Origin of the sequence: Mesorhizobium sp. M1409 (assembly GCF_040317535.1) — a bacterium.
Classification (GTDB): Bacteria; Pseudomonadota; Alphaproteobacteria; order Rhizobiales; family Rhizobiaceae; genus Mesorhizobium.
This window is the reverse complement of the sequence record NZ_JAMYKV010000015.1, coordinates 117,930-132,034: the sequence shown is the minus strand read 5'-3', so window position 1 is coordinate 132,034 and position 14,105 is coordinate 117,930. Positions and strand designations below refer to the sequence as shown.

At 63.1% G+C, this 14,105-nt stretch carries 14 protein-coding genes; 3 read left to right on the top strand and 11 right to left on the bottom strand.

From position 1 onward, the window contains the following. Nucleotides 1-82: 82 nt before the first annotated feature. The 3 genes from NKG99_RS14925 to NKG99_RS14915 all read right to left on the bottom strand — a co-directional run bounded on the left by NKG99_RS14925 (nucleotide 83) and on the right by NKG99_RS14915 (nucleotide 2,007). Complete coding sequence (locus NKG99_RS14925) at nucleotides 83-559, bottom strand: DUF2938 domain-containing protein (protein ID WP_352868854.1); 477 nt, start codon at nucleotides 557-559, stop codon at nucleotides 83-85. A gap of 81 nt (nucleotides 560-640) precedes the next feature. Continuing rightward, entirely contained in the window at nucleotides 641-1,117 is a 477-nt protein-coding gene (locus tag NKG99_RS14920) for a peroxiredoxin (protein ID WP_352868851.1), read from the bottom strand. Nucleotides 1,118-1,200: 83 nt separating this feature from the next. Continuing rightward, the gene (locus tag NKG99_RS14915; RefSeq protein ID WP_352868848.1) at nucleotides 1,201-2,007 is read right to left on the bottom strand and encodes a protein-disulfide reductase DsbD domain-containing protein; all 807 of its coding nucleotides are present in this window, start codon (nucleotides 2,005-2,007) and stop codon (nucleotides 1,201-1,203) included. Between the two features lie 170 nt (nucleotides 2,008-2,177). On the opposite strand from NKG99_RS14915, the gene NKG99_RS14910 reads away from it, so the two are divergent. After that, nucleotides 2,178-2,786, top strand: a complete 609-nt coding sequence (locus NKG99_RS14910; protein ID WP_352868845.1) for a YqgE/AlgH family protein — start codon at nucleotides 2,178-2,180, stop codon at nucleotides 2,784-2,786. Nucleotides 2,787-2,791: 5 nt separating this feature from the next. On the opposite strand, the gene NKG99_RS14905 is transcribed toward NKG99_RS14910, so the two are convergent. From NKG99_RS14905 to thrC, 4 genes are read right to left on the bottom strand one after another with little or no spacing between them, the layout of a single operon-like run. Then, nucleotides 2,792-5,680: an EAL domain-containing protein gene (locus NKG99_RS14905; protein ID WP_352868843.1), complete on the bottom strand. Its 2,889-nt coding sequence runs from the start codon at nucleotides 5,678-5,680 to the stop codon at nucleotides 2,792-2,794. A 2-nt stretch (nucleotides 5,681-5,682) separates the two neighbouring features. Further along, a complete protein-coding gene (locus NKG99_RS14900) occupies nucleotides 5,683-6,279 on the bottom strand; it encodes a GNAT family N-acetyltransferase (protein WP_352868842.1) in 597 nt (198 codons plus the stop codon). 15 nt (nucleotides 6,280-6,294) lie between these two features. Next, entirely contained in the window at nucleotides 6,295-7,587 is a 1,293-nt protein-coding gene (locus tag NKG99_RS14895; protein WP_352868840.1) for a M16 family metallopeptidase, read from the bottom strand. 14 nt (nucleotides 7,588-7,601) lie between these two features. Continuing rightward, entirely contained in the window at nucleotides 7,602-8,999 is a 1,398-nt protein-coding gene (thrC, locus tag NKG99_RS14890; RefSeq protein WP_352868838.1) for a threonine synthase, read from the bottom strand. 128 nt (nucleotides 9,000-9,127) lie between these two features. On the opposite strand from thrC, the gene NKG99_RS14885 reads away from it, so the two are divergent. Further along, the gene (locus tag NKG99_RS14885) at nucleotides 9,128-9,856 is read left to right on the top strand and encodes a hypothetical protein (RefSeq protein ID WP_352868835.1); all 729 of its coding nucleotides are present in this window, start codon (nucleotides 9,128-9,130) and stop codon (nucleotides 9,854-9,856) included. Nucleotides 9,857-9,903: 47 nt separating this feature from the next. Here NKG99_RS14885 and NKG99_RS14880 read toward each other — a convergent pair whose 3' ends face one another. Next, nucleotides 9,904-10,590, bottom strand: a complete 687-nt coding sequence (locus NKG99_RS14880) for an HAD family hydrolase (protein WP_352868833.1) — start codon at nucleotides 10,588-10,590, stop codon at nucleotides 9,904-9,906. A 164-nt stretch (nucleotides 10,591-10,754) separates the two neighbouring features. Between NKG99_RS14880 and NKG99_RS14875 the strand changes: the two genes are divergently transcribed. Then, nucleotides 10,755-11,888, top strand: coding sequence for a site-specific DNA-methyltransferase (locus tag NKG99_RS14875; RefSeq protein ID WP_126068412.1), 1,134 nt, complete (start codon nucleotides 10,755-10,757; stop codon nucleotides 11,886-11,888). Between the two features lie 8 nt (nucleotides 11,889-11,896). On the opposite strand, the gene NKG99_RS14870 is transcribed toward NKG99_RS14875, so the two are convergent. Genes NKG99_RS14870 through mutY form a run of 3 tightly spaced genes read right to left on the bottom strand, consistent with a single transcriptional unit; the run spans nucleotide 11,897 to nucleotide 14,054 of the window. Further along, nucleotides 11,897-12,280 carry a WapI family immunity protein gene (locus NKG99_RS14870; protein ID WP_352868830.1) on the bottom strand — a complete coding sequence of 128 codons (384 nt, stop codon included), beginning with the start codon at nucleotides 12,278-12,280 and terminating at the stop codon, nucleotides 11,897-11,899. A gap of 12 nt (nucleotides 12,281-12,292) precedes the next feature. Then, on the bottom strand, nucleotides 12,293-12,904 hold the full coding sequence (locus NKG99_RS14865; protein WP_352868828.1) for an HAD family hydrolase: 612 nt from the start codon (nucleotides 12,902-12,904) through the stop codon (nucleotides 12,293-12,295). Next, nucleotides 12,897-14,054 (bottom strand): A/G-specific adenine glycosylase, encoded by a 1,158-nt coding sequence (gene mutY, locus NKG99_RS14860; protein ID WP_352868825.1) that lies wholly within the window; start codon nucleotides 14,052-14,054, stop codon nucleotides 12,897-12,899. Before mutY ends, NKG99_RS14865 begins: the two co-directional genes overlap by 8 nt. Between the last annotated feature and the right edge of the window lie 51 nt (nucleotides 14,055-14,105).

The following is a 14,105-nucleotide window of genomic DNA, read 5'->3' as shown; positions in this document are numbered from 1 at the left end:
GCTACCGCGGCAGCGGTTTAGTTCAATCAAATTCCAATCGATTTGGGAATCCCTTATCGACTCACCGTAATTTCATCCCGCTCTAACGGATCAGCAGTGCCGTGCCCCAAAGCCCGAGCGCGAACACCGTGTGCGATACCAAATTGAGGGCACGGATTTGCATCGGATTGGGCCGCTTCGAGGCCGCCCAGCCGGCGCCCAGGCCGGGCGCCAGCAGGAACCAGCCGACGCCGACGGTGACGATGCCGAGGATAAAGGCTGGCAGGAAGGTCGGCGCTGCAAGCCAGCCCGCTCCGGCCAGCACCACCAGCATGATGCCGTAGACGATGCCGACAAAATAGTGGAAGGCCCAGCCCAGCGCCTTCTCATGCGCGTAAGGTGCTGCATCGCCGATATCGTCGTGGAAGACTTTGTCGCGGAGATGCCAGACCCAGCGCCCGACCGGCCCCCAGTTCGGCCGTGGCTGGCCGAATGCCTTGTGGAGGAAGATGGCCCACAGGTCCATTGCCACGGTGGCGCCGATGCCAATCGCGATAGCTCGCCAGAAGATGTCAAACATCGCTAAGATCCCCCCAGAGGCAAACCCTGGACTACAGGCGCGATCGTGGTTGCGGTCCCACGCCCGACGCCTCGCTGAAGTTCAGAGCTGTCCCAGAATATGAGCCGCGCCGGACTCGTCGACACCGGGCTTGGTCTCGACATTGAGCGCGGTGACCTTGCCATCGTCGATGACCATTGAGAAGCGCCTCGAGCGCAGCCCCATATCGTTGCTGATGTAATCGAGGCCGGTCGCCTTGGCGAAATCGCCACCGCCATCGGCGAGGAACAGGATCTTGCCCTCACCGCCGGTGAAGCGCGCCCAGGCGCCCATGACGTGCGCATCGTTCACCGAAACGACGGCGATGGTGTCGACACCGCGCGCCAGGATAGCGTCATGGTTTTCGAGATAGCCCGGCAAATGGTTGTTGCTGCAGGTCGGCGTGAAGGCGCCGGGAACCCCAAACAGCACCACCTTCTTGCCGGAGAATATCTCGGCTCCGGTAATCGGCTTGGCGCCATCGGCGGTCATCGTCTTGAAGGTCACGTCAGGCAGCTTATCGCCAACGGAAATGGTCATGAATTCCTCGCTTGGGAAAATCGGGAAGGGTGTCTTTGCGTAGCGAACTCAACGGCTTCCTGCAACCGTTCGGGCAGGCTGGATCAAGGGAAAGGCAGAAGCCCTTCGACCGCGCCCGCCGAACTCGTCAGCGTGTAGTGAAGCCCGCCATCCGTCGGCGTCGTCGACGGGCGATTGAGGATCGGCACGGTGAAAATCAGCTTGCCGTCCTTTTCGCTGCGCGCTGGGGCGCCGAACATGTAATCCCGCTCGCCGGCAACGAAGAAATCCGCCGCCTCCGGATCGCCGGGAAGATTAGCCTCGACAATCAGCGTTTCGTGGTCGCTCGGCAGGACTTTGATGCCGAAATCGGCCCTTGCGGGCACCGGCAATGCCGAAAAACTTGCCTTCACCAGCGCCGCGTCCTCGGCGTTGTCCGGGTCGGAGGCAGGATCAACGGTCAGCCGCGTCTGCACCGGGATGCAGATCGTTTCGCAAATACCGAGAAAGATGTCGGCATCGATCACCGCCTGCTGGTTCGGCGTGGCCAGCGTGAATGTCACGGGCAGCGAAACCGGATAATTATAGCCTGCCCATTTGCCATAGCCGTCGTCGTGGCGCTGGGGAGCAGGAAACGACAGAGCGGCGTCGGCGATGTTGGTGCTGGCGGAAATGTCGAGCTGCGGCGGCACGCCCGCGTCGCCCGGATCGCGCCAGTAGGTCTTCCAGCCGGGCTTGAGCGCTATGTCGAGAACGCCCTGGATGCGGCCGGCGTCGTCGGGTGGGCCTGAAGTCACCAGCCGGACCTTACCGCCTTCGCTGCTGTACCATGCCGATGAGGAGGCGGCGGCGGGAAGAGCGGTTGCCGAGCCGATGGCGGCGCCGAGCAGCAGGATTTTCAAGCTTTGCATGGCGGTGATTTGATCGTCCGTTCGTGGCCGCGCAATGATCTCATGACCTTGCCGGTATCATATTTGCGTGACCTTGAGGGGAGAAATGCTCGAGCCGGCGGCATGAGCTTTGGTCGAATCGCGCACAGTGCATCTTTTCGGCGCTTTGGAAACGCGTTACGCTCCCTTCCATGGACTTGTTGCGCCACAAGAAGACGGCCGCCAGCCGCGGCTTTCTCGACGATCAGTTCCTGATTGCCATGCCCGGCATGAAGGACGACCGTTTCACGCGCTCGGTAGTCTATATCTGTGCGCACTCCGATGAAGGCGCCATGGGGCTGATCATCAACCAGACACAGCAGATGCTGTTTCCGGACCTGCTCGTGCAACTGGGCATCATGAACGAACAGGAGGCGATCCGCCTGCCGGCGCAGGCGCGCGACTTCGTCGTGCGCAATGGCGGCCCCGTGGATCGCAGCCGGGGCTTCGTCCTGCATTCGGGCGACTACCGGGTGGAATCCTCGCTGACCGTTTCGGACGACATCTGCCTGACCGCGACCGTCGACATATTGCGCGCCATATCGTCTGGGCGCGGCCCTCGTCACGCGCTGATGGCGCTCGGCTATTCCGGCTGGGGCGCCGGCCAGTTGGAGACCGAGATCGCCGAGAATGGCTGGCTGACCTGCCCGGCCAATGCCGAGCTTCTGTTCGACACCGACATCGAGCGCAAATACGACCGGATTCTCGCCGCGATCGGCATCGATCTCGCCCATCTCAGCCTCGCCGCCGGACACGCCTAAGCTTCTCACGCCTGCGTCAGCGGATATTGCTCCTTCAGGGTCTTCAGCACCTGGTCGCCCGGCATCGGCGCGCCGAACATGAAGCTCTGAACATATTCGCAGCCCATCTGGCGCAATTCCAGCGCATCGCTTTCGTCCGAAATGCCCTCGGCGACGACGGACAGGCCAAGTTCATGCGCCATGTTGACCATCGATTTGAGCAGCACCGCGCGCTTCGGCGTGTTGTCGTCGACGAAGCTCTTGTCGATCTTGATGGTGTCGAAGGGGAAACGCGTCAGATAGGCCAATGACGAATAGCCGGTGCCGAAGTCGTCCAGCGACAGGCCGATGCCGAGCTGCTTCAGCTTGGTCAGCACATGAGCGGTCTGCTCGGGATTGTCCATGACAAGCGATTCGGTGAGTTCGAGCCGGAAGCAGCGCGGCTTCAGATTGGCGCGCGCGATGACCGAGCGCACGTCGCTGACCAGGTCGCGGCGGATCAGCTGGCGGCTGGACAGGTTGACCGAAACCGACAGCGGCGCGTCGCCGATCTGTTTTTGCCAGCCGGCGAGGTCTTCCGCCGCCTGCTGCATGGCGAACAGGCCAAGCTGCACGATCAGCCCGCAGCTCTCGGCGACCGGGATGAAATCCGCCGGCGGGATCATGCCGCGGCGCGGATGGTCCCAGCGCAGCAGGGCCTCGAAGCCGGCGATGCTGCCATCCTCCAGCCGCACGATCGGCTGGTAGGCGAGCGTGAATTCGCGCCGCTCGATGGCGCGCCGCAGGTCGGATTCGAACTGCAGCCGATCGGTGCCGACGGTGCGGAAGGCCGGGCGGAACGGCTCGATCCGATCGCCGCCGAAGCGCTTGGCCTGATGCATGGCCAACTCGGCATCCTTGACCATGTCCTCGGCCGACATTTGCGGCGAGTTCCAGGTGATCAGTCCGATCGAGGCCGTCAGCACGATCTCGCGCTTGGCAAAGGTGATCGGGTTGTTGATGGCATGCTTGATGGCGTCCGCGACGGCCGCGATGCGGGCCGGGTCCTGTTCGGACAAAAGCATCAGCGCGAACTGGTCGCCGGCAAAGCGCGACAGTGAATCCTTCGGCTTGAGCAGCCGGTGCAGACGGCGTGCGATGGTCAAAAGGATGGTATCTCCGGCCGAGATGCCGAGACCGTCATTGACCTGCTTGAAACGGTCGATGTCGATGACGAAGACGGTCGGGCGCACTTTCTCTTCGGTACGGGCGATCGAGATGATTGCTTCCAGCCGGTTCATCAGCAATTCGCGGTTCGGCAGGCCGGTCAGATTGTCGTGCACGGCATCGTGCAGCAGCCGCTCCTCGGATTTCTTCTGCTCGGTCACGTCGACCATGGTGCCGACGCAGCGAATGACCTCGCCGTCCGATCCGATTACCGGGCGCGCGCGCAGCGAAAACCAGTGATAATGGCCGTCGGCGCCGCGCAGTCGGAAGTTCTGTGACACCCGGCCGCGCCGGTGTTCGAGCACCACGTCGAGTGTCGTGCGGAACGTGTCGCGGTCGTCGGCATGCAGCACCGGCAGCCAGTTGCGTGCGGCACCACCGAGGCTGTTGGGCGCCAGGCCGAGCTGGATGCTGACATCGGGCTTGGTGACGACGCGGTCGCGCAGCACGTCCCAGTCCCAAACCGTGTCGCCCGATCCGGCCACGGCTAGCGCCTGCCGCTCGAGGTCGGAAAACAGGCCCTGATGCAGCGCGCCGCCGGCAAAGGCATGCTGCATGACGGTGAAACCGATCAGAAGGATGATCAGGATCAGCCCGCCGCCCAAGGCGGGCTGGGCGATATCGTTGTCGAGCATGCCGGTGATCGCCATCCACGATCCGCACAGCCACAACAGCACCATGACCCAACTGGGCACCAGCATGATGGCGCGGTCGTAGCCGCGTATGCCAAGGAAGATGATCAGGCCGAGCCCGGTCAGCGCGGTGGCGGCGAAAGACAGCCTGGCAATGCCGGCGGCGACCGCCGGGTCGACGATGGCGACGCCGGCGATCAGCACCAGTCCGAGGATCCAGACCAATGCACCGTAGCTGAAATGGCCGTGCCATCGGTTGAGGTTGAGGTAGGCGAACAGGAACACCACGAAGGTTCCCGCCAGCGCCACCTCCGTTCCCGCCCGCCACATCTGCTCGTTGCCGGGCGAGATTTCGATGATCTTGTTGAGGAAGCCGAAATCGACGCAGATATAGGCCAGCACCGCCCAGGCAAGCGCCGCGGTCGCCGGGAACATCGAGGTTCCCTTGACCACGAAAAGGATGGTCAGGAACAGCGCCAGCAGGCCGGCGATGCCGATGACGATGCCGCGAAACAGCGTGTAGGAATTGACCGAGTCCTTGTAGGATTCCGGATCCCACAGGTAAACCTGCGGCAGCTTCGGCGAGGCCAACTCGGCGATGAAGGTGATGACCGTGCCGGGGTTCAGCGTCACCCGGAACACGTCGGCGTCGGGGCTGGTCTGGCGGTCGAGCGCGAAGCCTTCGCTAGGCGTGATGGCGGCGATGCGGGTCGAGCCGAGATCCGGCCAGAAGATGCCCGAATTCACCAGGCGGAAATGCGGTGCGACGATCAGCCTGTCGAGCTGCTGGTCGGTGGTGTTGGCCAGCGCGAACACCGCCCAGTCGCCGGTCGAACGCGCGTCATTGGCCTCGACCTCGATGCGCCGCACGATGCCGTCCGGTCCGGGCGCCGTCGACACCTGGAAATTCTCGCCCTGGTTCCGGTAGATCTCGACGGCACCGGAAAGGTCGAGCGCGACGTCATCGCGGGCAATCTTGATCGGTTCGACGGCGAAGGCCGAGGTCGCCGCGCACAGCGTCAGGATTGTCGCGAGGACAAAGGCGAACAGCGGCCCGTTTCGCAGGAAATTCGTCAAAATCAGTCCTTCGTTCCAACGCCCGGCGGATCGTCCGCGATCCGGGCGTAGAGGTAGTGGTCCTGCCAGATGCCGTTGATCCTGAGATAGGATCGCAGAAGTCCTTCGCGCCGGAATCCGGCTTTTTCAAGCACGCGGATCGACCGGGCGTTGTCGGGAATACAGGCCGCTTCGATCCGGTGCAACCTCAGCGTATCGAAGGCGAAGCGGGTCACCACCTTGACCGCGTCGGTCATCAAGCCGCGGCCGCCAAAGCGCTCGCCGATCCAGTAGCCGACATGGCCGCTTTGCGAGACGCCATGGCGTATGTTGCCGAGCGTGATGCCGCCCGCCAGTTTGCCGCTGCTCCTTTCGAAAATGAAGAAGGCGATGGCCGTCCCTTGCGCATAGTCTTCCCGATAGCGGCTGATGCGCAGCCGCCATGCGTTGCGGTCGAGTTCGTCGGGAGTCCAGCGGGGCTCCCAAGGTTCGAGGAAGGCGCGGGTTTGGCCGCGCCCCGCCGCCCACACGCGGGAAACATTGGTGAATGGTACGCGTAGCGTGACGCGGTCGCCTTTCAGCGCCGGCAGATCACGGCGGAAGAAAGGGAGCGCGAACATGGCGCTTTGAGGGGCTTAGACGGCGAGCTTGCGGGCCGTGGTCTGCGTGCCTGCGAGCGATTCGAGGATCGTTTCGTATGGCGCCAGTGTGCCCACAGGCCCGACAGCGGTAAGCGTCGGCTTGGTCGAGAACAATCGCGACGACAGATCGGTCAGCCGCTCGATCGTCAGCGCCGCCAGCCGTTCCATCAGTTCCTCCTTGGCGATCGGCCGGCCAAACAGAAGCAGTTGCCGTGCGATCTGCGAAGCCCGGCTGGCCGGGCTTTCGGCGGACATGATCAGCCCGGCGCGATACTGGGCACGCGCACGGTCGAGTTCTTCCTGCAGGATTTTCTCGCCGGCCTTCTGCAGTTCGTCGATGATGACAGGCACCAGTTCGGCGATGTCGCTCTGGCCGGTGGCGGCATGGACGCCGAAGACGCCCGTGTCGGAAAAGCCCCAATGGAAGGCATAGACCGAATAGCACAGGCCGCGTTTTTCGCGGACCTCCTGGAACAGGCGCGACGACATGCCGCCGCCGAGGATCATCGACAGCACCTGCGAGGCGTAGAAGTCGCGCACATGATAGGCGCGGCCTTCGAACCCCAGCACGATCTGCGCATCCATCAGGTCGCGATCCTCGCGGAAGTCGCCGCCGACATATTGCGCATATTGCGGGATGGTGCTGTCGGCCTTGCTGCGGAAGCCGCCGAGCTGCTTTTCGACCTCGCGCACGAAATTATCGTGCTTGATGTCGCCGGCAGCGACGATCACCATCCGCTCGGCGCCATATTGCCGTTCGATGAAATCGTGCAACTGCTTCGAGGTGAAGGATTTGACGGTTTCCGGCGTGCCAAGGATCGAGCGGCCGATGGTCTGGTGGCGAAACGCCGTCTCGGTGAAGCGGTCGAAGACGATGTCGTCGGGCGTGTCGTGCGCGGCGCCGATCTCCTGCAGGATCACATGCTGCTCGCGTTCGAGTTCCTGTGGGTCGAACTCGGACTCCTGCAGGATGTCGGCAAGAATGTCGACGGCCAGCGGCACATCGTCGGAGAGCACCCTGGCATAGTAGGAGGTGGTCTCGACGCTGGTGGCGGCGTTGATCTCGCCGCCGACGTCCTCGATCTCCGAGGCTATTTCGAAGGCGCTTCGCCTTTTCGTACCCTTGAACGCCATATGCTCGAGCAGATGGGCCATGCCATGCTCGTCGTCACGTTCATTGCGGGCACCCGACTTGACCCAGGCTCCAAGGGCAACCGATTCGATGCTTTGAAGGGTTTCGGTGGCGACTGTCAGGCCGTTCGACAGACGGCTTACCTCAACACCCATATGGCTACTACTCCCTAACGCGCCGCCCGTGCACGGCGGCCGACGTAATCTTCCACCATTTTCAGGTCGGATGGAAGTACCGTGTATTTTTCCTCCGACGTCATCAACCCACCTAGCCATGCGGGCAGTGCGGGCGACACGCCGCTGGCTGCTTCGACGGCGGCCGGAAACTTTGCCGGGTGGGCGGTGCCCAGCACCACCATCGGCACGGCGCCTGACGCCTTGCCCGCCGCGACATGCACGGCTGCCGCGGTGTGCGGATCAAGCAGGTAGTTGCTGGCCGCGAGCGTCGAGCGGATGGTGGCGGCGACCTCGTCCATATCAGCGCGGCCGGCATCGAATTCGGACCGCATCCCGGCGATTTGCTGGGGTTCGATGGTGAAAGCGCCGGACTGCTTCAGGCCGTCCATGTAGCGTCGCACGGTCGCGGCGTCGCGGCCTGAGGCCTCGAACAGCAAGCGTTCGAAATTGGACGACACCTGGATGTCCATCGACGGCGAGGTGGTCGCAAAGACGCCTTTGGTGCGGTATTCGCCGGTCGCGAAGGTCCGCGCCAGGATGTCGTTGTCGTTGGTGGCGATGACCAGCCGTTCGATCGGCAGGCCCATCTTCTTGGCTGCGTAGCCGGCGAAGATATCGCCGAAATTGCCGGTCGGCACGGTGAAGGAGACCGGCCTGTCCGGCGCGCCGAGCGACAGCGCCGAGGAGAAATAATAGACGATCTGGGCCATGATGCGGGCCCAGTTGATCGAATTGACGCCAGAAAGCGCAACCCGGTCGCGAAAGCCATGATCGTTGAACATGTCCTTGAGCAGGCCCTGGCAATCGTCGAAATTGCCTTCGATCGCCAGCGCGTGGACGTTTTCAGCCGTCGATGTCGTCATCTGCCGCTGCTGCACCGGCGAGACGCGACCGTGCGGGAAAAGGATGAAGATGTCGGTGCGGCTGCGCCCGGCAAACGCATCGATTGCCGCCCCGCCGGTATCGCCCGAGGTGGCGCCGACGATGGTGGCGTGCTGATCGCGTTCGGTAAGCACATGGTCCATCAGCCGGGCCAGAAGCTGCATCGCCACGTCCTTGAAGGCGAGCGTCGGCCCGTGGAAGAGCTCCAGGATGAAGGTGTTGGGGCCGGTTTGCACCAGCGGGCAGACGGCCTCGTGGCGGAAGGTGGCATAGGCTTCGCGCACCAGGCGTTCGAAGACGGGTGCGGGGATTTCGTCGCCGAGAAACGGCGACAGCACGCGGATGGCAAGATCGGGATAGGCAAGGCCGCGCATGGCGCGGATATCGGCCGCGGAAAACTGCGGCCACTCGCGCGGCACATAGAGCCCGCCGTCGCGCGCCAGGCCAGCCAGCACGGCGTCGGAAAATCCAAGAACGGGGGCTTCCCCGCGGGTACTCACATATTGCATGTCACAAATCCGTTACTGCTTGGCTTTTCCGTCCACCGCAAGGTGGTTAATTTCCGCGCTGGCTCAGTCGCATTTTTGCCGCGCGGTTGATATACGTCACCAGCTTTGCGAGAGGGAAGTGCAGTTTCATGGCGTTTCGTACATTCAGTGGTCGCTTTTTGGCGGGTCTTGCGCTCACCGGCTTTATGCTTGCCGCCGCCGGCTGCCAATCGGGCGACAATGGCATCCTGAACCTCGGCATCGGCAAGAAGGATCCAACCGCGCCACCGCCGCCACAGGACCCCAAGATACTGGCCAGCCAGCTGCAGGCCTATTGTCCGAGGGTGACGGTGCGAGACGGCACGGCATTCTACAACACCTATTCCAAGGACGCCCAGAAGCCCAAGCCCAGGCTCAAGAAGACGGGAGACGCCGCGCAGGACGCTGCGGCCCAGGCTGAGGCCGACGCCGCCGCTGCTACTCCGCCCGACGAGTCGGCGAACATCATCTACCAGGCATCGGTCAGCGACGTGACACGCGACTGCAGCCGTGCCAACGGCCAGTTGACGATGAAGATCGCGGTCGCCGGCAAAATCGTGCCGGGACCGAAATTCTCGCCCGGCACCATCACCATGCCGATCCGCACCGCCGTGATGCATGGCACCGAGGTCCTTTACTCGCAGCTTCACCAATATCAGGTCCAGGTCACCGACCCCTCGGTCGCCACCCAGTTCGTCTTCACCGATTCCAATGTCGTCGTGCCCGAGCCGACGGCGCAGGACTATCAGGCCTTTGCCGGCTATGATGAAAACGCGCCGAAGGCAACGACGGACAAGCCGAAGAAGACCCACAGGAAGAGAGCTGCCGCGACGAACTAGACTTGATCGCGGCAGTTGCACGAGGCGTGCGTCGCGGCGCACGCTTCTCAGGCGTCCGACCACTCCGACAGCGCCGCGACCACGCTTTTCAGCTCCGCCCATCGGCGGATCACCGTTTCGGCGCCGGCCTCGGTCAGCGCGTCGGCATGGCCGGGATAGCTATGGGTGGCGCCGGTGAAGCCGATCACCCGCATGCCGGCCGCCCTGGCGCCGTGGACGCCGTGCACGGAATCCTCGATAACGAAGGTGTTCGACGGGTTTGCGTTGAGTTTCTCCGCCGCGAACAGGAACACGTCTGGGGCAGGCTTGGTTTTTCCGGTCGGTGTTTCCATCGCGGAAAAAATGCGGTCCTTGAAGAAGGGCATCAGGTGAACCTTCTCCAGCATGAATTCGATCCGCTCCGAGCGTGAATTGGAACAGATGCAACGCTGCATGGTCACCGCGGCGACTGCCTCGCGCGCGCCATCGATGGCACGTACGTCGCTGCGCAATTTACGGTCGACCAGTTCTTCGGCGCGGTCGATCAACGATACCTGGAACGGGATGCTGGACTTCTCCTCGACCCGCATCATGATGTCCTTGAACGTCAGACCAGCGTAGGTCTCGGCGAGTTCTTCCGCGGAGATTTCGTACCCGGCTAGGGTAAGCAGCTCCGCCTCGACGCGAGCGGCGATGATTTCGGAATCGACGAGCACGCCGTCGCAATCGAAGATGACAAGGTCTGGCTGGGGCATGGTGATCCGGACAATGGGAGGATGAAGGGGGCCTCGGGAGGCTCAGGCGGCGCGGCATACACCAACAGGGCACCGTTCGCAAACTCTGCAGTCTTCACCGAATATTTACGCTGATCGGTAACCATAACGGAGAGTAAACTGTAACGCGTGCCTTGGGTGTCAGAATGTCTGCCGTGCGTCTTCTCGACGAGCTATCCCATGCCCCCCAGCAATCCGAATGGCTGGACACGATCCTCAAGGGCGACTGCGTCGCCGCGCTCGACCGGCTGCCCGAAAAGTCGATCGACGTCATCTTCGCCGATCCGCCCTACAATCTGCAACTCGACGGCGACCTGCACCGCCCCGATCAGTCCAAGGTCGATGCCGTCGACGACGATTGGGACCAGTTCGAGAGTTTTGAAGCTTACGACGCCTTCACCCGTGCCTGGCTCCTTGCGGCGCGGAGGGTCCTGAAGCCCAACGGCACCATCTGGGTCATCGGCTCCTATCACAACATCTTCCGGGTCGGCGCCAAGATGCAGGATCTCGGCTTCTGGATCCTCAACGACGTGGTCTGGCGCAAGACCAATCCGATGCCGAATTTCCGCGGCCGCCGCTTCCAGAACGCGCATGAGACGATGATCTGGGCCTCGCGCGACCAGAAGGGCAAGGGCTATACCTTCAACTATGAAGCCATGAAGGCGTCCAACGACGACATCCAGATGCGCTCCGACTGGCTGTTTCCGATTTGCACCGGCGGCGAACGGCTGAAGAACGACAATGGCGACAAGTTGCATCCGACGCAGAAGCCGGAAGCGCTGCTCGCCCGCATCATGATGGCCTCGACCAAACCGGGCGACATCGTGCTCGATCCCTTCTTCGGCTCCGGCACCACCGGCGCGGTCGCAAAACGCCTCGGCCGCCATTTCGTGGGCATCGAACGTGAGCAGGCCTATATCGACGCCGCCAACGAGCGCATCGATGCGGTGCGGCCGCTGGACGGTGCGGATCTCACCGTGCTTACCGGCAAGCGAGCCGAGCCGCGCGTTGCCTTCGTCAGCCTGATCGACACCGGGCTGATGATGCCGGGCGCGACGCTCTACGACGCCAAGAAGCGCTGGGCCGCCAAGGTGCGCGCCGATGGCACGGTGGCGATCGGCGACAGCGCCGGCTCGATCCACAAGATCGGCGCCGAAGTGCAGGGGCTGGATGCCTGCAACGGCTGGACCTTCTGGCACTATGAGCGCAGCGGCGGCCTCACCCCGATCGACGAGCTTCGCCGCATCGCACGGCTTGGCATGGAGCGGGCAGGGGCCTGATCTCGAGATCAGGCCTTGTCTTCCTCCAGGATGATTTCGCTGACCTCGCCTTTCGCCATCAGCGAAAGCTGATTGGCAAAACGCGACAGACGCGCATAGTCCGTCCGCAGTCGCACACGCGCAAAGCCACGGGCCTCGATCTCCTCCGCGACCTCGATCTGAACGAACAGGTGACCGACTCCGTCTGCCGGGAAGACCGAGATGCTTATCAGGCCGGGCGATCTCAGAGCCAGATTCGAACGCTTAAGCGGATAGGCCCGCAGCGACGCAATAAACTCGCTTACCTCGTCGGTCGGAAAATAGGCATCGCCATGTCCTCGAAAGTGGCCATGCTCGACACTGGCGTCGAGCATCGACCATTCCGGGTTAAAGGTTAGAATCAGCTTGCCCATTGCCGATCACGATTATGTCACGATGCCGTACCGCTCAAGATCGGCTTGAAGCGTCTTCGCATCGGTGAACAGCACCGACTGCCAGCCTGCCGCCTTGGCGCCGTCTACATTCTTCTGGCTGTCGTCGATGAACAGCGTCGCGGCCGGTTCGAGGCCGAATGCGGCGACGTGATGATCGTAGATGCCGCGATCCGGCTTGATCATGCCGATCTCGCCGGAAATGGTCACGCCGCGTGGCCGGTCGAGAAAATCGAAGCGCTCGCGTGCCTCGGCCAGCGTGTCGCTGGCGAAGTTGGTCAGCATGGTCACGTCGTGGCCGCCCTCGATCAGGCCGAGCATGATGGCGACGCTGTCGTCATAGGCGTGCGGCACCATTTCGTGCCAGTGGCGGCGGAAACCGCGGATGTTTTCCGCGTGATCGGGATGGTCCGCGATCAGCAGCGCCTCGGCCTCTTCCCACGTCCGGCCGCGGTCCTGCTCGATGTTCCAGTCATGCGTGCAGACATTGTCGAAAAACCACCTTCTCTCCTCGGCATCCGGAATGAGGCGGTTGAACGGAATGTTGGGATCGTAGTGGATCAGCACCCTGCCGATGTCGAAAACGATGTGGCGTATTTCAGTCATGGGGCCTCTTTGCATGGTGTGGCGACGGCTTTTTCGTCGCGCCGGGTATCGCAGCCTCGATTGCCTTTTTCATGACAGTGGGCAGCGCCTCGCCGGAAATCTCGTGGGCGAGCGACCAGAAATGCCCCTCCGGCGCATCACCTTTGATGTGGGCGTGAAAGACTTCGAGTTCGAGAGCGAAATGCGTGAAGACATGGGCAATCTGGCCGGCACGCCGCCAGTTGGCAGGGAAAGGCGCGGCCGCTTGCGTCGTGCCCCCATCGATCCGCGCGGTCCAGCCTGTCGTCGGCACCTCGGTCATGCCGCCAAGCAAGCCCTTCTCCGCCCGTTTGCGCAGAAGAATGGCACCGTCGCCCCGCACGGCGACGAAGGCTGCGCCGCGCCGCAGGGGCTTGTCGACCTTGGGCAGGCGCACTGGGAAGTGCTCGGGATCGCCTGAAACGACCGCGCTGCAGTCTTCGCTAAGCGGGCACAGCATGCAGCGCGGTCGGCGCGGCGTGCAGATCGTGGCGCCGAGATCCATCATCGCCTGGGCGAAGTCGCCCGGCCTTGTCCCTGGCACCATGCGCTGGACGTAGGCACGGATTTCCGGCTTGGCCTCGCTCAGCGGCGTCGTGATCGAAAACAGCCGGGAGATGACGCGTTCGACATTGCCATCGACCACGGCGGCAGGGCGGTCGAAGGCGATTGCCATGATGGCCGCCGACGTATAGGCGCCGATGCCGGGCAGTTCTCTCAACCCCGTCTCGGTGTCGGGGAACCGGCCGCCACGCAGGGCCACCAGATCGGCACAAGCTTTGAGATTGCGGGCGCGGGAGTAGTACCCGAGCCCGGCCCAGGCTTTCATCACGTCCTCGGTCGGCGCCGCGGCCAGTGCCACGACGTCAGGCCACTTCTCGACGAAAACCCGGAAATAGGCCTTCACCGCTTCGACCGTGGTCTGCTGCAGCATGACTTCGGACAGCCAGATGCGATAGGGATCGGGCCTCACGCCCCGCGCATGCTCGCGTGGCGTGATCCTCCACGGCAGCTCGCGATGATGCACATCATACCAGCCGAGCAGGCGGTATGCGATATCGTCGCTATCTCCAGATGCGACTGGGCTGCTATCTCGGGATGCGGTCTTGCGGGTCTGGTCTGCTGGTGCCATTGATCGGGAATTGGCCTTGGCCGATACTGATGAAGGTTGTGGCTGGAGAAC

Excerpts from the sequence above, each read along its gene's own strand:
- NKG99_RS14925 (WP_352868854.1), bottom strand. The coding sequence starts at position 559 with ATGTTTGACATCTTCTGGCGAGCTATCGCGATTGGCATCGGCGCCACC.
- NKG99_RS14875 (WP_126068412.1), top strand. The coding sequence starts at position 10,755 with ATGTCTGCCGTGCGTCTTCTCGACGAGCTATCCCATGCCCCCCAGCAA.
- NKG99_RS14885 (WP_352868835.1), top strand. The coding sequence starts at position 9,128 with ATGGCGTTTCGTACATTCAGTGGTCGCTTTTTGGCGGGTCTTGCGCTC.
- NKG99_RS14900 (WP_352868842.1), bottom strand. The coding sequence starts at position 6,279 with ATGTTCGCGCTCCCTTTCTTCCGCCGTGATCTGCCGGCGCTGAAAGGC.
- NKG99_RS14870 (WP_352868830.1), bottom strand. The coding sequence starts at position 12,280 with ATGGGCAAGCTGATTCTAACCTTTAACCCGGAATGGTCGATGCTCGAC.
- NKG99_RS14880 (WP_352868833.1), bottom strand. The coding sequence starts at position 10,590 with ATGCCCCAGCCAGACCTTGTCATCTTCGATTGCGACGGCGTGCTCGTC.
- NKG99_RS14920 (WP_352868851.1), bottom strand. The coding sequence starts at position 1,117 with ATGACCATTTCCGTTGGCGATAAGCTGCCTGACGTGACCTTCAAGACG.
- mutY (WP_352868825.1), bottom strand. The coding sequence starts at position 14,054 with ATGGCACCAGCAGACCAGACCCGCAAGACCGCATCCCGAGATAGCAGC.
- NKG99_RS14865 (WP_352868828.1), bottom strand. The coding sequence starts at position 12,904 with ATGACTGAAATACGCCACATCGTTTTCGACATCGGCAGGGTGCTGATC.
- NKG99_RS14915 (WP_352868848.1), bottom strand. The coding sequence starts at position 2,007 with ATGCAAAGCTTGAAAATCCTGCTGCTCGGCGCCGCCATCGGCTCGGCA.
- NKG99_RS14910 (WP_352868845.1), top strand. The coding sequence starts at position 2,178 with ATGGACTTGTTGCGCCACAAGAAGACGGCCGCCAGCCGCGGCTTTCTC.
- thrC (WP_352868838.1), bottom strand. The coding sequence starts at position 8,999 with ATGCAATATGTGAGTACCCGCGGGGAAGCCCCCGTTCTTGGATTTTCC.
- NKG99_RS14895 (WP_352868840.1), bottom strand. The coding sequence starts at position 7,587 with ATGGGTGTTGAGGTAAGCCGTCTGTCGAACGGCCTGACAGTCGCCACC.